Below are 14623 nucleotides of genomic sequence, written 5' to 3' on the forward strand. Positions count from 1 at the left end.
ATAAGAGTAAGGTCGGAGGCGTCCCGAAAGGGCACCGATTCCGAGCGAACCTGAAGACCGTTTGAGGGCTTATCCATGCCAAGAAGACGCGTAGCAGCCAAGCGCGAAGTGCTTGACGATCCAAAATACGGAAGCCAAATCCTGGCCAAGTTCATGAACCACGTAATGGAAAGCGGCAAGAAAGCCGTTGCCGAGCGTATCGTTTATGGCGCGCTGGAAAAGGTTAAAGAACGCAAGAACAGCGACCCCCTGGAAATCTTCGAGAAAGCTCTCGACGCCATCGCTCCGCTGGTCGAAGTGAAGTCGCGCCGTGTAGGCGGTGCTACTTACCAGGTTCCGGTTGAAGTTCGTCCGTCCCGTCGTAACGCTCTGGCAATGCGCTGGTTGGTAGACTTCGCCCGTAAGCGCGGCGAGAAGTCTATGGCTCTGCGTTTGGCCGGCGAACTGTTGGACGCTGCCGAAGGTAAAGGTGCTGCTGTTAAGAAGCGTGAAGACGTGCACCGTATGGCTGAAGCCAACAAAGCTTTCTCGCACTACCGCTTCTAATCTTAGCTTCACTAATTTTGCGAGGGCTTTATGGCTCGTACTACTCCGATTAGCCGCTACCGTAACATCGGTATCGTTGCTCACGTGGATGCTGGTAAAACCACCACCACCGAGCGCGTACTGTTTTACACCGGCAAAAGTCACAAAATGGGCGAGGTGCATGATGGCGCCGCGACCACAGACTGGATGGTTCAGGAGCAGGAGCGTGGTATTACCATTACTTCTGCTGCTATTACCGCCTTCTGGAAAGGTTCCGAGAAGCAGTACAAAGATGAGCACCGCTTCAACGTAATCGATACCCCGGGCCACGTAGACTTCACCATTGAAGTTGAGCGTTCCCTGCGTGTACTCGACGGCGCTGTCGTTGTGTTCTGCGGTACCTCGGGTGTTGAGCCTCAGTCGGAAACCGTATGGCGTCAAGCCAACAAGTACGGCGTTCCACGTCTTGTTTACGTAAACAAGATGGACCGTGCTGGTGCCAACTTCCTGCGCGTGATCGGTCAGATCAAGCAGCGTCTGGGTCACACTCCGGTGCCAATTCAATTGGCCATCGGTTCCGAAGACAACTTCCAGGGTCAGATCGATCTGATCAACATGGAAGCGGTCTATTGGAATGATTCCGACAAAGGTATGGTTCCTGTTCGCAAGCCTATCCCTGAAGAGCTTCAGGAACTGGCTGACGAGTGGCGTAACAACATGGTTGAGGCTGCTGCCGAAGCCAGCGAAGAGCTGATGAACAAGTACCTCGAAGGTGAAGAACTCACCAACGTGGAAATCAAGGCTGCTCTGCGTCAGCGTACTATCGCTGGCGAAATCGTCTTGGCTGTTTGCGGTTCTTCCTTCAAGAACAAGGGCGTTCCCCTGGTTCTCGACGCCGTTATCGACTTCCTGCCTGCTCCAACCGACATTCCAGCTATCAAGGGTTCCAACCCTGATAACGAAGAAGAAGAGATGGAGCGTCATGCTGACGACAGCGAGCCGTTCTCGGCTCTGGCGTTCAAGATCGCTACTGACCCATTCGTGGGTACTTTGACCTTCGTCCGTGTTTACTCGGGCGTGTTGGCATCCGGCGACGGCGTGATCAACTCGGTTAAAGGCAAGAAAGAGCGCGTGGGTCGTATGGTGCAAATGCACGCAAACGCCCGTGAAGAGATCAAGGAAGTTCGCGCTGGTGACATCGCGGCCCTGATCGGCATGAAGGACGTCACCACTGGTGAAACCTTGTGCGACGCTGCCAAGCCAATCATCCTGGTTCGCATGGACTTCCCGGAGCCGGTTATTTCGGTTGCCGTTGAGCCTAAGACCAAGGATGACCAGGAAAAAATGGGTATCGCTCTGGGCAAGCTTGCTCAGGAAGATCCATCTTTCCGCGTTAAAACCGATGAAGAGACTGGTCAGACGATCATCTCCGGCATGGGCGAGCTGCACCTGGACATCCTGGTTGACCGGATGCGCCGTGAGTTCAACGTCGAAGCCAACATCGGTAAGCCTCAGGTTTCCTATCGTGAGCGCATCACGAAGAACTGTGAAATCGAAGGCAAGTTCGTTCGTCAGTCCGGCGGTCGTGGTCAGTTCGGTCACTGCTGGATCCGTTTTGCTCCTGCTGACGAAGGTCAGGAAGGTCTGCAATTCGTGAACGAAGTAGTTGGTGGTGTTGTTCCTAAGGAATACATCCCGGCTATCCAGAAGGGTATCGAAGAGCAGATGAAGAACGGCGTTGTTGCCGGCTATCCGCTGATCGGCCTGAAAGCAACCGTTTTTGACGGTTCTTACCACGACGTCGACTCCAACGAGATGGCGTTTAAGGTGGCTGCCTCCATGGCAACCAAGCAACTGGCCCAGAAGGGCGGTGGTGAGTTGCTTGAGCCAATCATGGCGGTAGAAGTTGTTACACCTGAAGACTATATGGGTGATGTCATGGGCGACCTTAACCGTCGTCGCGGCATGATCTTGGGTATGGAAGACACGGTTTCCGGCAAAGTGATTCGCGCCGAGGTTCCGCTGGGTGAGATGTTCGGTTATGCGACCGACGTTCGTTCCATGTCCCAGGGTCGCGCAAGCTACTCTATGGAATTCAAAAAATACAACACAGCTCCGGCGCACATCGCTGAAACTGTATCCAAAAAACAAGGCTGATTCAGTCCTTTAGGCAAGGAGTTAATTGTCGTGGCTAAAGAAAAATTTGATCGTTCCCTACCGCACGTAAACGTTGGCACCATCGGCCACGTTGACCACGGTAAAACCACTCTGACCGCAGCTCTGACTCGCGTCTGCTCCGAAGTTTTCGGTTCCGCAGTCGTTGATTTCGATAAAATCGACAGCGCTCCAGAAGAAAAAGCTCGTGGTATCACCATCAACACCGCGCACGTAGAGTACAACTCTTCGATTCGTCACTACGCTCACGTTGACTGCCCAGGTCACGCTGACTACGTGAAGAACATGATCACTGGTGCTGCCCAGATGGACGGCGCGATCCTGGTTTGCTCGGCCGCTGATGGTCCGATGCCACAAACCCGTGAGCACATCCTGCTGTCCCGTCAGGTAGGCGTTCCGTACATCGTGGTTTTCCTGAACAAGGCTGACCTGGTAGACGACGCTGAGCTGCTGGAACTGGTTGAGATGGAAGTGCGCGATCTGCTGAGCACTTACGACTTCCCAGGCGACGACACTCCGATCATCATCGGTTCCGCTCGTATGGCTCTGGAAGGCAAAGACGACAACGAAATGGGTACCACCGCTGTTAAGCGTCTGGTAGAAACTCTGGACAGCTACATCCCAGAGCCAGTTCGTCTGACCGACAAGCCGTTCCTGATGCCAATCGAAGACGTGTTCTCGATCTCCGGTCGCGGTACTGTTGTGACTGGTCGTATCGAGCGCGGTATCGTTCGCGTTCAAGATCCGCTGGAAATCGTTGGTCTGCGTGACACCACTACCACCACCTGCACCGGTGTTGAAATGTTCCGCAAGCTGCTCGACGAAGGTCGTGCTGGCGAGAACTGCGGCGTTCTGCTGCGTGGTACCAAGCGTGACGACGTTGAGCGTGGCCAGGTTCTGGTTAAGCCGGGTTCGGTTAAGCCGCACACCAAGTTCACCGCAGAAGTTTACGTTCTGAGCAAAGAAGAAGGCGGTCGTCACACTCCGTTCTTCAAAGGCTACCGTCCTCAGTTCTACTTCCGTACTACTGACGTGACTGGTAACTGCCAGCTGCCAGAAGGCGTTGAAATGGTAATGCCAGGCGATAACATCCAAATGGAAGTTACCCTGATCAAAACCATCGCAATGGAAGACGGTCTGCGCTTCGCTATTCGTGAAGGCGGCCGTACCGTTGGTGCTGGTGTTGTAGCTAAAATCATCGAGTAAGCTCTTTTTGAGTTAGCTTGATGCTTTGAAAAAGCCCCCGCTCAGCGGGGGCTTTTTTTATTGGGTTGACACCTATCTGGGCCGTCTATAGAATTGCGCCTCCTTTTAACGGGCGTATTGCGCTCGGTGGGAATAGCAGCCGGAGTCTGAAATCCAATGCAAAATCAGCAAATCCGTATCAGGTTGAAGGCTTTTGACCATCGCCTGATCGACCAATCCACCCAGGAAATCGTGGAAACCGCGAAACGTACTGGTGCTCAAGTGCGTGGTCCAATTCCACTGCCTACCCGTAAAGAGCGGTTCACCGTTCTGGTCTCCCCGCACGTCAACAAAGACGCGCGTGACCAGTACGAGATCCGTACTCATAAGCGCGTTCTGGACATCGTCCAGCCAACGGATAAAACCGTTGATGCACTTATGAAGCTTGATCTGGCGGCCGGTGTGGAAGTACAGATCAGCCTCGGCTAAGACTTGGGTCTTAGTCGTGTAACGCTCTGAAATGGGCGGCCATAGCGGGTGAAAGCCCCGTACACTCATGAGGTTTACAACATGACTATTGGTGTAGTCGGTCGTAAATGCGGTATGACCCGTATTTTCACCGAAGAAGGTGTCTCCATTCCGGTCACGGTCATTGAGATCGAGCCGAATCGCGTCACCCAGTTCAAAACTGAAGAAACCGATGGCTATCGTGCAGTGCAAGTCACTGTCGGCGAGCGTCGTGCTTCGCGCGTGACTGCTGCTCAAGCAGGTCACTTCGCTAAAGCAAACGTTGCAGCTGGTCGCACTGTTATGGAGTTCCGTCTCGAAGACGGCGACTACCAGGCTGGCGATCTGATCAACGCTGAAATCTTCGCTGCTGGTCAACTGGTTGATGTAACCGGTCAGTCCAAAGGTAAAGGCTTCCAGGGTACGATCAAGCGTTGGAATTTCCGTGGCCAAGACAACACTCACGGTAACTCCGTTTCCCACCGCGTCCCGGGCTCTATTGGCCAGTGCCAGACTCCTGGTCGTGTATTCAAGGGCAAAAAAATGTCCGGTCATATGGGCGCTGAGCGCGTGACCGTGCAGTCCCTCGAAGTAGTGCGCGTCGACGCTGAACGCAATCTGTTGTTGGTCAAGGGTGCTGTTCCTGGCGCTACTGGCGGCAACCTGGTTGTACGTCCAGCGGCCAAGGCTCGCGGTTAAGGGGAAGCTGACATGCAATTAAATGTAAATGACGCTCAAGCGATCGAAGTTTCCGAACTGACATTTGGCGGCGAATTCAACGAGACGCTGGTTCACCAAGCAGTCGTGGCCTACATGGCCGGCGGCCGTCAAGGTAGCAAGCAGCAAAAGACCCGTTCCGACGTACGTGGTGGCGGTAAGCGCCCTTGGCGTCAGAAAGGTACTGGCCGTGCTCGTGCCGGTACTATCCGTAGCCCAATCTGGCGTGGCGGCGGTACCACTTTCGCAGCTCGTCCGCAGGATCACTCGCAGAAGCTCAACAAGAAGATGTATCGCGCAGCTCTGCGCTCCATCCTTGCTGAACTCGTGCGTACTGACCGTCTGGTCGTGGTTCAGGACTTCGCTGTTGAAAGCCCGAAAACCAAAGATCTGCTGGGCAAACTGAACAACATGAGCCTGACCGACGTTTTGATCGTGTCGGAAGCTGTTGATCAGAACCTGTACCTGGCTGCTCGTAACCTGCCACACGTTGATGTACGTGACGTGCAAGGTTCCGATCCAGTTAGTCTGATCGCATACGACAAGGTGTTGATCACCGTGTCGGCCGTGAAGAAATTCGAGGAGCTGCTGGGATGAACCAGGAACGCGTATTTAAAGTTCTGCTTGGCCCGCACGTTTCCGAAAAGGCTACGGTTCTGGCTGACAAGAAAGGCCAGTTCGTTTTCAAGGTTGCAACTGACGCAACCAAGCTGGAAATCAAGAAGGCCGTCGAAAGCCTGTTCAGCGTGAAAGTAGAGCGTGTTACTACCCTGAACGTTCTGGGTAAGAGCAAGCGCACTGCTCGCGGTCTGGGCAAGCGTAATGACTGGAAGAAGGCAGTTATCTCCCTTCAGCCAGGCCAAGATCTCGATTTCAGCAGCAGTGCTGAGTAAGGAAGGGGTGCATCATGGCAATCGTTAAATGCAAACCGACTTCCCCTGGCCGCCGTTTTGTGGTCAAGGTGGTCAACCAGGAGCTGCATAAAGGCGCTCCTCACGCACCGCTGCTCGAGAAAAAATCGAAGTCTGGTGGTCGTAACAACAATGGTCGTATTACCACTCGTCACATCGGTGGTGGCCATAAGCAGCATTATCGTCTGGTCGACTTCCGTCGTAACGACAAAGATGGCATCGCTGCCACTGTCGAGCGTATCGAATACGATCCAAACCGTACTGCTCACATCGCTCTGCTGCTGTACGCAGATGGCGAGCGTCGCTACATCATCGCCCCTAAAGGCGTGAGTGCTGGCGACCAGCTGATCGCAGGTGCTCTGGCACCGATCAAGCCGGGCAACGCTCTGCAACTGCGTAACATTCCAGTTGGTAGCACCGTACACGGCATCGAATTGAAGCCAGGTAAAGGCGCGCAAATCGCTCGTTCCGCTGGTGCTTCGGCTCAGCTGATCGCTCGTGAAGGTGTCTACGTGACCCTGCGTCTGCGTTCTGGTGAGATGCGTAAAGTGCTGGCTGAATGCCGCGCGACCCTGGGCGAAGTCTCGAACTCCGAGCATAGCCTGCGTTCGCTGGGTAAAGCTGGTGCCAAACGCTGGCGTGGCGTTCGCCCAACCGTTCGTGGTGTTGCCATGAACCCGGTTGACCACCCACACGGTGGTGGTGAAGGTCGTACCTCTGGTGGTCGTCATCCGGTATCGCCATGGGGCTTCCCGACTAAGGGCGCGAAGACTCGTGGTAATAAGCGTACCGACAAAATGATCGTCCGTCGTCGCAAGTAAATAGAGGGATACGACAGTGCCACGTTCTCTGAAAAAAGGTCCTTTTATTGATCTTCACCTACTGAAGAAGATCGAAGTGGCGGCGGAAAAGAACGATCGCAAACCAGTTAAGACCTGGTCGCGTCGTTCGATGATCCTGCCACAAATGGTCGGTCTGACCATCGCAGTACACAACGGTCGTCAACACGTCCCAGTTCTCGTTAACGAAGACATGGTCGGCCACAAACTGGGCGAGTTCGCCGGTACCCGCACTTATCGTGGGCACGTGGCTGACAAGAAAGCCAAGCGTTAAGGGGTTAGGAAATGGAAGTAGCCGCTAAGTTGTCGGGCGCTCGAATCTCCGCCCAGAAAGCCCGCTTGGTCGCCGACCAGATCCGCGGGAAGAAGGTGGGCGAAGCGCTCAACCTGTTGGCTTTCAGCAGTAAGAAAGCCGCCGAGATCATGAAGAAAGTGCTGGAGTCGGCCGTAGCCAACGCCGAGCATAACGAAGGCGCAGACGTTGATGACCTGAAGGTCAGCACCGTTTTCGTCAACGAAGGGCGTTCGCTGAAGCGCATCATGCCACGAGCCAAAGGCCGTGCTGATCGCATCGTCAAGCGGTCTTGCCATATCACTGTCAAGGTTGCTGACAAGTAACGGAGTCGAAGAGATGGGTCAGAAAGTACATCCCATTGGCATTCGCCTGGGAATCGTCAAGGAGCACACCTCCGTCTGGTACGCAGACGGTCGGACTTATGCGGACTACTTGTTCGCTGATCTGAAGGTGCGTGAGTATCTCCAAGACAAACTAAAAAGCGCGTCCGTAAGCCGTATCGATATCCATCGTCCGGCCCAAACTGCACGTATCACCATCCACACCGCTCGTCCAGGTATCGTTATCGGGAAGAAAGGTGAAGATGTTGAGAAACTGCGTCAGGACCTGACCAAGCAAATGGGTGTGCCTGTGCACATCAATATCGAAGAGATCCGCAAGCCGGAGCTCGACGGTATGCTGGTTGCGCAGAGCGTAGCTCAGCAGCTGGAGCGTCGCGTAATGTTCCGTCGCGCTATGAAGCGCGCCGTACAGAACGCCATGCGCATTGGTGCCAAAGGCATCAAAATCCAAGTGAGCGGTCGTCTCGGCGGTGCTGAAATCGCACGTACTGAATGGTATCGCGAAGGTCGTGTGCCACTGCACACCCTGCGTGCCGACATCGACTATGCCAACTACGAAGCTCACACCACTTACGGTGTGATCGGTGTAAAGGTTTGGATCTTCAAAGGCGAAGTAATTGGTGGTCGCCAAGAAGAACTGAAACCACAAGCACCAGCGCCTCGTAAAAAAGCTGCTAAGTAAGGGGTACGCCAAATGTTGCAACCTAAGCGTACGAAGTTCCGCAAGCAGATGACAGGCCACAACCGTGGTCTGGCTCAGCGCGGTAGCAAAGTCAGCTTCGGCGAGTTCGCGCTGAAGTCTGTAGCTCGTGGTCGTCTCACCGCTCGTCAGATCGAGTCAGCGCGTCGTGCTCTGACCCGTCACGTAAAACGTGGCGGCAAGATCTGGATCCGTGTATTCCCGGACAAGCCGATCTCCAAGAAGCCTCTCGAAGTGCGGATGGGTAAAGGTAAGGGTAACGTGGAATACTGGGTAGCCCAGATTCAGCCAGGCAAAGTCCTGTATGAAATCGAGGGTGTTTCTGAAGAGCTGGCGCGTGAGGCTTTCGCCCTGGCTGCTGCAAAGCTGCCGCTCGCCACCTCCTTTGTTAAACGGACGGTGATGTGATGAAAGCGAATGAACTTCGTGAAAAATCCGCACAGCAGCTGAACGAGCAACTGCTCGGCTTGCTGCGCGACCAGTTCAATCTGCGTATGCAGAAAGCAACTGGCCAGTTGGGGCAGTCTCATCTGCTCTCGCAAGTTAAGCGTGACATCGCTCGCGTGAAGACTGTGCTCAACCAGCAGGCAGGTAAGTGATCATGGCTGAAGCCGAAAAGACTGTCCGTACGCTGACTGGCCGTGTTGTCAGCGACAAGATGGACAAAACCATCACCGTTTTGATCGAGCGTCGCGTTAAGCACCCGATCTACGGTAAATATGTTAAGCGTTCGACTAAGCTGCACGCGCACGACGAAACCAATCAGTGCCACATCGGCGACAAAGTCACTATTCGTGAAACTCGTCCGCTGGCCAAGACCAAGTCTTGGGCACTGGTTGATGTTCTCGAACGCGCTGTGGAAGTCTAAGGACTAGGGGTCGGAGAAATTATATGATTCAGACTCAATCCATGCTCGATGTGGCCGATAACAGCGGCGCTCGCCGTGTTATGTGCATCAAGGTGCTGGGTGGCTCCCATCGTCGTTACGCTGGTATCGGTGACATCATCAAAGTTACCGTGAAGGAAGCAATTCCTCGCGGTAAAGTGAAAAAAGGCCAAGTGATGACTGCTGTTGTAGTCCGCACTCGTCACGGCGTACGTCGTGCTGATGGCTCCATTATCCGCTTTGATGGCAACGCTGCTGTTCTTCTGAACAACAAGCAAGAGCCGATCGGCACCCGTATCTTTGGGCCAGTGACCCGTGAACTTCGTACTGAGAAGTTCATGAAGATCGTCTCGCTCGCCCCAGAAGTGCTGTAAGGAGATCCGACATGCAAAAGATTCGTCGTGACGACGAGATCATCGTGATCGCCGGCAAAGACAAAGGTAAGCGCGGTAAGGTGCTTAAGGTTCTCGCTAATAACCGTCTGGTTATCGGTGGTCTGAACCTGGTTAAGCGTCATACCAAGCCTAACCCGATGTCGGGCGTGCAGGGCGGTATCGTCGAGAAAGAAGCTCCGCTGGACGCTTCTAACGTCGCCATCTTCAACGGCGAAACCAACAAGGCTGACCGCGTTGGTTTCAAAGTAGAAGACGGTAAGAAAATTCGTGTCTTCAAGTCGACCCAAAAAGCGGTTGATGCTTGAACACTGCTAGGTAGATTAGACCATGGCACGACTACAAGAGATTTACCGGAAGGAAATCGCCCCTAAGCTTAAGGAAGAACTTAAGCTTGGGAACGTGATGGAAGTTCCGCGCGTTACCAAAATCACCCTGAACATGGGTTTGGGCGAAGCGATCGGCGACAAAAAAGTCATCGAGCACGCTGTTGCTGACCTGGAAAAGATCACCGGCCAGAAAGTCGTTGTGACCTACGCTCGCAAATCCATCGCTGGCTTTAAAGTCCGTGAAGGTTGGCCGATCGGCGTCAAAGTGACCCTGCGCCGTGAGCGTATGTATGAATTCCTGGATCGTCTGCTGTCGATCTCCCTGCCTCGGGTTCGCGACTTCCGCGGCCTGAATGCCAAGTCCTTCGATGGTCGTGGTAACTACAGCATGGGCGTGAAAGAGCAGATCATCTTCCCGGAAATCGACTACGACAAGATCGATGCTCTCCGCGGTCTGGACATCACCCTGACCACCACTGCCAAGAACGATGATGAAGGTCGCGCCCTGTTGCGTGCTTTCAAATTCCCGTTCCGCAACTGATTGGAGTAGGACCATGGCCAAGATGAGCATGAAAAACCGCGAGCTGAAACGTCAGCTCACGGTTGCCAAGTACGCCAAGAAGCGTGCAGCACTGAAAGCAATCATCGTTGATCTGAACGCAAGTCCAGAAGCGCGTTGGGAAGCAACAGTTGCTCTGCAGAAGCAGCCACGTGACGCAAGCGCTTCGCGCATGCGTAACCGCTGCCGCCTGACCGGTCGTCCACACGGCGTTTACCGCAAGTTCGGCCTCGGCCGTAACAAACTGCGTGAAGCGGCAATGCGTGGTGACGTACCAGGTCTGGTTAAAGCCAGCTGGTAAGTACTTTCAACGTCCTGGTGGTTGGTTTCGCAAGATAACGACCGCCGGTGACCTTGAATCTGGAACAAGCCCCTTTTGGGGCTTGTTTCATTTCCGGAGTGTGTCTAAAATACGCGGCTCGCCTGAGCCCGTGTTTTTTACCCGGAGATTCTCGGCGACATATGTAGCCGCAAGGCTAATTTTTTTGTATTAGGAGCGTCTAGCCCATGAGTATGCAGGACCCGTTAGCGGACATGCTAACTCGTATCCGTAATGCCCAGATGGCTGAAAAGTCCGTCGTAAGCATGCCATCTTCCAAGTTGAAGGTAGCTGTTGCCAAAGTCCTGAAAGACGAAGGCTACATTGCGGGTTATCAGATCAGCAGCGATGTTAAAGCACTGCTGTCCATCGAGCTGAAGTACTTCGAAGGCCGTTCGGTCATCGAGGAAGTGAAGCGCGTTAGCCGTCCAGGCCTGCGTCAGTACAAGTCCGCTGAAGATCTGCCGAAAGTTCGTGGCGGTCTGGGCGTGTCTATCGTCTCCACCAACAAAGGTGTGATGACGGATCGTGCTGCGCGCGCTGCCGGTGTCGGCGGCGAAGTTCTTTGCACTGTGTTCTAAGGGGGGATAAGCATGTCTCGCGTCGCTAAGAACCCCGTTAAGCTGCCAGCCGGTGTCGAAGTCAAATTCGCAGGCCAACAGCTTTCGGTGAAGGGTGCCAAGGGTACTCTTGAACTGAACATCCATTCGTCCGTTGAGATCGTTGAAGAAGCTGGTGAGCTGCGTTTCGCTGCTCGCAATGGCGATCAACAAACTCGCGCAATGGCCGGTACCACGCGTGCGTTGGTAAACAACATGGTCCAAGGCGTAAGCCAAGGCTTCGAGCGTAAGCTCCAGCTGGTCGGTGTTGGTTACAAAGCGCAAGCAAAAGGCACGGTTTTGAACCTGGCCCTTGGCTTCTCGCACCCAGTGGATTACGAACTGCCGGAAGGCATCACCGCTGAGACCCCTAGCCAAACCGATATCCTGATCAAGGGCATCGATAAGCAGCTGGTAGGTCAAGTGGCCGCTGAGATCCGCGACTTCCGTCCACCAGAGCCGTACAAAGGCAAAGGTGTGCGCTACGCGGACGAAGTCGTCCGTCGTAAAGAAGCCAAGAAGAAGTAGGGCATAGCAAATGACCGACAAAAAAGTTACTCGACTGCGTCGCGCTCGCAAAGCACGCCTGAAAATGCACGAACTCGAAGTCGTGCGTCTCTGCGTGTTCCGCTCGTCGCAGCACATCTACGCCCAGGTCATCTCGGCCGACGGCAACAAAGTCCTGGCAAGCGCCTCGACTTTGGATAAAGAACTGCGTGATGGTGCCACTGGCAACATCGACGCGGCCACTAAGGTTGGCCAGCTGGTCGCTACGCGTGCTAAGGCCGCTGGCGTCTCGCAAGTGGCTTTCGACCGCTCTGGCTTCAAGTACCACGGTCGCGTGAAAGCGCTGGCTGATGCTGCTCGTGAAGCTGGGCTGGAGTTCTAAGTTATGTCAAATAACGACCAAAAGCGCGACGAAGGCTACATTGAGAAGCTGGTTCAAGTTAACCGCGTAGCCAAAACCGTTAAAGGCGGCCGTATCTTCACTTTCACCGCGTTGACCGTGGTTGGTGATGGTAAGGGCCGTGTTGGCTTCGGCCGTGGCAAGTCGCGTGAAGTGCCTGCTGCGATCCAGAAGGCAATGGAAGCTGCTCGTCGCAACATGATCCAAGTTGATCTGAACGGCACCACTCTGCAGTACGCAATGAAGTCCGCCCATGGCGCTTCGAAGGTGTACATGCAGCCTGCTTCTGAAGGTACCGGTATCATCGCTGGCGGCGCTATGCGTGCTGTCCTCGAAGTTGCTGGCGTTCAGAACGTTCTGGCCAAGTGCTACGGCTCGACTAACCCGGTAAACGTGGTTCACGCCACTTTCAAAGGTTTGAAAGCTATGCAATCTCCTGAGTCCATCGCTGCTAAGCGTGGTCTGACTGTCAAGGAGATCTTCTGATCATGGCTACCGTTAAAGTAACGCTGATCAAAAGCATGACCGGCCGCATCCCTAACCACAAACTGTGCGTTAAAGGTTTGGGTCTGCGTCGCATCGGTCACACTGTAGAAGTCCAGGATACTCCCGAGAATCGCGGGATGATCAACAAGGCTTACTACATGCTGCGTGTAGAGGGTTAATCGATGAAACTCAATGATCTGAGTCCAGCGCCGGGTTCCCGTCGCGAAAAGCATCGTCCGGGCCGTGGTATCGGTAGCGGTTTGGGTAAGACTGGTGGCCGTGGCCACAAAGGTCAAACCTCCCGCTCCGGTGGCACCATTGCTCCAGGCTTTGAAGGCGGTCAACAGCCGCTGCATCGTCGCCTGCCTAAGTTCGGTTTCGTTTCCCTGAAGGCCATGGATCGCGCAGAAGTGCGTCTGTCCGAGCTGGCTAAAGTGGAAGGCGATATCGTTACTGTGCAGACCCTGAAAGATGCCAACGTGATCAACGTCAACGTACAGCGTGTGAAAATCATGCTGTCCGGTGAAGTGACTCGCGCTGTCACTATCGGCAAGGGAATCGGCGCCACCAAAGGTGCGCGTTCGGCTATCGAAGCAGCTGGCGGCAAGTTCGAGGAATAAATGGCTAAGCAAGGTGCTCTCTCAGCGCTCGGCAAAGGCGGTATGTCTGAACTTTGGGCTCGTCTGCGTTTTCTGTTCCTGGCGATTATCGTCTACCGAATAGGCGCACACATCCCGGTTCCAGGTATCAACCCGGACCGACTCGCAGACCTGTTTCGACAGAATGAGGGGACCATTCTTAGCTTGTTCAACATGTTTTCCGGCGGCGCGCTGGAGCGGATGAGCATCTTTGCACTGGGGATCATGCCGTACATTTCGGCATCGATCATCATGCAGTTGATGACCGCCGTCAGCCCGCAGTTGGAGCAGTTGAAGAAGGAAGGTGAAGCTGGCCGTCGCAAGATTAGCCAGTACACCCGCTACGGCACTGTCATCCTCGCCCTGGTTCAAGCTATCGGCATGTCCGTTGGCCTGGCAGGGCAGGGTGTTGCGTTCACTGGTGACTTTGGCTTCCATTTCGTCGCGGTATCCACGTTTGTGGCTGGTGCGATGTTCATGATGTGGCTGGGTGAGCAGATTACTGAGCGTGGTGTTGGTAACGGTATCTCGATGTTGATTTTCGCAGGTATCGTCGCCGGTCTTCCGAGAGCAATCGGGCAGTCTTTCGAGTCTGCACGTCAGGGTGATATCAATATCTTTGCCCTGGTTGCCATCGGTTTGCTGGCAGTAGCGATTATCGGTTTTGTGGTGTTCATTGAGCGTGGCCAGCGTCGTATTGCTGTTCACTACGCCAAGCGTCAGCAGGGCCGTAAGGTCTTTGCTGCGCAGACCAGCCACTTGCCGCTGAAAGTGAATATGGCCGGTGTTATCCCGGCAATTTTCGCGAGCAGCATTTTGCTGTTTCCGGCTTCGTTGGGTACCTGGTTTGGTCAGTCTGAAAATATGGGCTGGCTGCAGGACCTCTCTCAGTCGATCGCTCCTGGTCAGCCGTTGAATATTCTGCTGTTTAGTGCAGGGATTATTTTCTTCTGCTTCTTCTATACGGCGTTGATGTTCAATCCGAAAGACGTAGCGGAAAACCTGAAGAAGTCCGGTGCCTTTATTCCGGGCATCCGTCCAGGTGAGCAGTCGGCACGCTACATTGATGGCGTTCTGACTCGTTTGACCCTGTTCGGTGCTCTATATATGACGGCCGTGTGCTTGCTGCCCCAGTTCCTGGTGGTTGCAGCAAACGTTCCGTTCTACCTTGGCGGGACCTCGTTGCTGATCGTGGTCGTGGTTGTGATGGACTTCATGTCCCAAGTACAATCGCACCTCGTTTCGCACCAGTACGAATCCCTGATGAAGAAAGCCAACCTGAAGGGCTACGGCAGCGGCATGTTGCGCTGAGT

General features: G+C 54.3%; 25 protein-coding genes. All 25 read left to right on the forward strand.

The window, feature by feature from the left end:
* The first annotated feature begins 75 nt into the window (after positions 1-75).
* The 25 genes from rpsG to secY all read left to right on the forward strand — a co-directional run bounded on the left by rpsG (position 76) and on the right by secY (position 14621).
* Positions 76-546, forward strand: coding sequence for a 30S ribosomal protein S7 (rpsG, locus tag DYL59_RS26030; RefSeq protein ID WP_002555493.1), 471 nt, complete (start codon positions 76-78; stop codon positions 544-546).
* Between the two features lie 30 nt (positions 547-576).
* The gene (fusA, locus tag DYL59_RS26035; RefSeq protein ID WP_135291760.1) at positions 577-2682 is read left to right on the forward strand and encodes an elongation factor G; all 2106 of its coding nucleotides are present in this window, start codon (positions 577-579) and stop codon (positions 2680-2682) included.
* Positions 2683-2712: 30 nt separating this feature from the next.
* Positions 2713-3906 carry an elongation factor Tu gene (gene tuf, locus DYL59_RS26040; protein ID WP_135291761.1) on the forward strand — a complete coding sequence of 398 codons (1194 nt, stop codon included), beginning with the start codon at positions 2713-2715 and terminating at the stop codon, positions 3904-3906.
* 156 nt (positions 3907-4062) lie between these two features.
* Positions 4063-4374, forward strand: a complete 312-nt coding sequence (gene rpsJ / locus DYL59_RS26045) for a 30S ribosomal protein S10 (protein ID WP_003186070.1) — start codon at positions 4063-4065, stop codon at positions 4372-4374.
* 81 nt (positions 4375-4455) lie between these two features.
* On the forward strand, positions 4456-5091 hold the full coding sequence (gene rplC / locus DYL59_RS26050) for a 50S ribosomal protein L3 (RefSeq protein ID WP_003194649.1): 636 nt from the start codon (positions 4456-4458) through the stop codon (positions 5089-5091).
* A gap of 12 nt (positions 5092-5103) precedes the next feature.
* Positions 5104-5706, forward strand: coding sequence for a 50S ribosomal protein L4 (rplD, locus tag DYL59_RS26055; protein WP_003176424.1), 603 nt, complete (start codon positions 5104-5106; stop codon positions 5704-5706).
* Complete coding sequence (gene rplW, locus DYL59_RS26060) at positions 5703-6002, forward strand: 50S ribosomal protein L23 (RefSeq protein WP_002555488.1); 300 nt, start codon at positions 5703-5705, stop codon at positions 6000-6002. The genes rplD and rplW overlap by 4 nt, the downstream gene beginning before the upstream one ends.
* 14 nt (positions 6003-6016) lie before the next feature.
* On the forward strand, positions 6017-6841 hold the full coding sequence (gene rplB / locus DYL59_RS26065) for a 50S ribosomal protein L2 (protein ID WP_003186055.1): 825 nt from the start codon (positions 6017-6019) through the stop codon (positions 6839-6841).
* A gap of 16 nt (positions 6842-6857) precedes the next feature.
* Positions 6858-7133 (forward strand): 30S ribosomal protein S19, encoded by a 276-nt coding sequence (gene rpsS / locus DYL59_RS26070; protein ID WP_002555486.1) that lies wholly within the window; start codon positions 6858-6860, stop codon positions 7131-7133.
* A gap of 11 nt (positions 7134-7144) precedes the next feature.
* Complete coding sequence (rplV, locus tag DYL59_RS26075; RefSeq protein ID WP_003103908.1) at positions 7145-7477, forward strand: 50S ribosomal protein L22; 333 nt, start codon at positions 7145-7147, stop codon at positions 7475-7477.
* Positions 7478-7490: 13 nt separating this feature from the next.
* Positions 7491-8177 carry a 30S ribosomal protein S3 gene (gene rpsC / locus DYL59_RS26080; RefSeq protein ID WP_003176422.1) on the forward strand — a complete coding sequence of 229 codons (687 nt, stop codon included), beginning with the start codon at positions 7491-7493 and terminating at the stop codon, positions 8175-8177.
* A 12-nt stretch (positions 8178-8189) separates the two neighbouring features.
* Positions 8190-8603 (forward strand): 50S ribosomal protein L16, encoded by a 414-nt coding sequence (rplP, locus tag DYL59_RS26085; protein WP_003176421.1) that lies wholly within the window; start codon positions 8190-8192, stop codon positions 8601-8603.
* Positions 8603-8794 (forward strand): 50S ribosomal protein L29, encoded by a 192-nt coding sequence (gene rpmC, locus DYL59_RS26090; protein WP_002555481.1) that lies wholly within the window; start codon positions 8603-8605, stop codon positions 8792-8794. Before rplP ends, rpmC begins: the two co-directional genes overlap by 1 nt.
* A gap of 2 nt (positions 8795-8796) precedes the next feature.
* Positions 8797-9063, forward strand: coding sequence for a 30S ribosomal protein S17 (rpsQ, locus tag DYL59_RS26095; RefSeq protein WP_003176419.1), 267 nt, complete (start codon positions 8797-8799; stop codon positions 9061-9063).
* A 23-nt stretch (positions 9064-9086) separates the two neighbouring features.
* The gene (gene rplN / locus DYL59_RS26100; RefSeq protein ID WP_002555479.1) at positions 9087-9455 is read left to right on the forward strand and encodes a 50S ribosomal protein L14; all 369 of its coding nucleotides are present in this window, start codon (positions 9087-9089) and stop codon (positions 9453-9455) included.
* 11 nt (positions 9456-9466) lie between these two features.
* Positions 9467-9781 carry a 50S ribosomal protein L24 gene (rplX, locus tag DYL59_RS26105; RefSeq protein WP_003176416.1) on the forward strand — a complete coding sequence of 105 codons (315 nt, stop codon included), beginning with the start codon at positions 9467-9469 and terminating at the stop codon, positions 9779-9781.
* Positions 9782-9803: 22 nt separating this feature from the next.
* Positions 9804-10343 (forward strand): 50S ribosomal protein L5, encoded by a 540-nt coding sequence (rplE, locus tag DYL59_RS26110; RefSeq protein WP_003194642.1) that lies wholly within the window; start codon positions 9804-9806, stop codon positions 10341-10343.
* Between the two features lie 13 nt (positions 10344-10356).
* Positions 10357-10662 carry a 30S ribosomal protein S14 gene (rpsN, locus tag DYL59_RS26115; RefSeq protein ID WP_003176414.1) on the forward strand — a complete coding sequence of 102 codons (306 nt, stop codon included), beginning with the start codon at positions 10357-10359 and terminating at the stop codon, positions 10660-10662.
* 206 nt (positions 10663-10868) lie between these two features.
* The gene (rpsH, locus tag DYL59_RS26120; protein WP_010206883.1) at positions 10869-11261 is read left to right on the forward strand and encodes a 30S ribosomal protein S8; all 393 of its coding nucleotides are present in this window, start codon (positions 10869-10871) and stop codon (positions 11259-11261) included.
* A 12-nt stretch (positions 11262-11273) separates the two neighbouring features.
* Positions 11274-11807, forward strand: coding sequence for a 50S ribosomal protein L6 (rplF, locus tag DYL59_RS26125; RefSeq protein WP_003176412.1), 534 nt, complete (start codon positions 11274-11276; stop codon positions 11805-11807).
* 10 nt (positions 11808-11817) lie between these two features.
* Entirely contained in the window at positions 11818-12168 is a 351-nt protein-coding gene (gene rplR / locus DYL59_RS26130; protein WP_003186037.1) for a 50S ribosomal protein L18, read from the forward strand.
* Positions 12169-12171: 3 nt separating this feature from the next.
* Positions 12172-12672 (forward strand): 30S ribosomal protein S5, encoded by a 501-nt coding sequence (gene rpsE, locus DYL59_RS26135; RefSeq protein WP_003176409.1) that lies wholly within the window; start codon positions 12172-12174, stop codon positions 12670-12672.
* Positions 12673-12674: 2 nt separating this feature from the next.
* A complete protein-coding gene (gene rpmD / locus DYL59_RS26140) occupies positions 12675-12851 on the forward strand; it encodes a 50S ribosomal protein L30 (RefSeq protein WP_003176408.1) in 177 nt (58 codons plus the stop codon).
* A 3-nt stretch (positions 12852-12854) separates the two neighbouring features.
* Positions 12855-13292 (forward strand): 50S ribosomal protein L15, encoded by a 438-nt coding sequence (gene rplO, locus DYL59_RS26145; RefSeq protein WP_003176407.1) that lies wholly within the window; start codon positions 12855-12857, stop codon positions 13290-13292.
* Positions 13293-14621 carry a preprotein translocase subunit SecY gene (gene secY, locus DYL59_RS26150; protein ID WP_003176406.1) on the forward strand — a complete coding sequence of 443 codons (1329 nt, stop codon included), beginning with the start codon at positions 13293-13295 and terminating at the stop codon, positions 14619-14621.
* Positions 14622-14623 lie beyond the last annotated feature (2 nt).

The organism is Pseudomonas kairouanensis (genome assembly GCF_004682055.1).
Taxonomy (GTDB): domain Bacteria; phylum Pseudomonadota; class Gammaproteobacteria; order Pseudomonadales; family Pseudomonadaceae; genus Aquipseudomonas; species Aquipseudomonas kairouanensis.

Coding starts and splice junctions, on each gene's coding strand:
- fusA (WP_135291760.1), top strand. CDS start 577: ATGGCTCGTACTACTCCGATTAGCCGCTACCGTAACATCGGTATCGTT.
- rpmC (WP_002555481.1), top strand. CDS start 8,603: ATGAAAGCGAATGAACTTCGTGAAAAATCCGCACAGCAGCTGAACGAG.
- rplX (WP_003176416.1), top strand. CDS start 9,467: ATGCAAAAGATTCGTCGTGACGACGAGATCATCGTGATCGCCGGCAAA.
- rplB (WP_003186055.1), top strand. CDS start 6,017: ATGGCAATCGTTAAATGCAAACCGACTTCCCCTGGCCGCCGTTTTGTG.
- rplR (WP_003186037.1), top strand. CDS start 11,818: ATGACCGACAAAAAAGTTACTCGACTGCGTCGCGCTCGCAAAGCACGC.
- rplF (WP_003176412.1), top strand. CDS start 11,274: ATGTCTCGCGTCGCTAAGAACCCCGTTAAGCTGCCAGCCGGTGTCGAA.
- rplV (WP_003103908.1), top strand. CDS start 7,145: ATGGAAGTAGCCGCTAAGTTGTCGGGCGCTCGAATCTCCGCCCAGAAA.
- rpsN (WP_003176414.1), top strand. CDS start 10,357: ATGGCCAAGATGAGCATGAAAAACCGCGAGCTGAAACGTCAGCTCACG.
- rpsE (WP_003176409.1), top strand. CDS start 12,172: ATGTCAAATAACGACCAAAAGCGCGACGAAGGCTACATTGAGAAGCTG.
- rplD (WP_003176424.1), top strand. CDS start 5,104: ATGCAATTAAATGTAAATGACGCTCAAGCGATCGAAGTTTCCGAACTG.
- rpsG (WP_002555493.1), top strand. CDS start 76: ATGCCAAGAAGACGCGTAGCAGCCAAGCGCGAAGTGCTTGACGATCCA.
- rplO (WP_003176407.1), top strand. CDS start 12,855: ATGAAACTCAATGATCTGAGTCCAGCGCCGGGTTCCCGTCGCGAAAAG.
- rpsC (WP_003176422.1), top strand. CDS start 7,491: ATGGGTCAGAAAGTACATCCCATTGGCATTCGCCTGGGAATCGTCAAG.
- rplP (WP_003176421.1), top strand. CDS start 8,190: ATGTTGCAACCTAAGCGTACGAAGTTCCGCAAGCAGATGACAGGCCAC.
- rplC (WP_003194649.1), top strand. CDS start 4,456: ATGACTATTGGTGTAGTCGGTCGTAAATGCGGTATGACCCGTATTTTC.
- rplW (WP_002555488.1), top strand. CDS start 5,703: ATGAACCAGGAACGCGTATTTAAAGTTCTGCTTGGCCCGCACGTTTCC.
- rplE (WP_003194642.1), top strand. CDS start 9,804: ATGGCACGACTACAAGAGATTTACCGGAAGGAAATCGCCCCTAAGCTT.
- rplN (WP_002555479.1), top strand. CDS start 9,087: ATGATTCAGACTCAATCCATGCTCGATGTGGCCGATAACAGCGGCGCT.
- rpsJ (WP_003186070.1), top strand. CDS start 4,063: ATGCAAAATCAGCAAATCCGTATCAGGTTGAAGGCTTTTGACCATCGC.
- rpsH (WP_010206883.1), top strand. CDS start 10,869: ATGAGTATGCAGGACCCGTTAGCGGACATGCTAACTCGTATCCGTAAT.
- secY (WP_003176406.1), top strand. CDS start 13,293: ATGGCTAAGCAAGGTGCTCTCTCAGCGCTCGGCAAAGGCGGTATGTCT.
- rpsQ (WP_003176419.1), top strand. CDS start 8,797: ATGGCTGAAGCCGAAAAGACTGTCCGTACGCTGACTGGCCGTGTTGTC.
- rpmD (WP_003176408.1), top strand. CDS start 12,675: ATGGCTACCGTTAAAGTAACGCTGATCAAAAGCATGACCGGCCGCATC.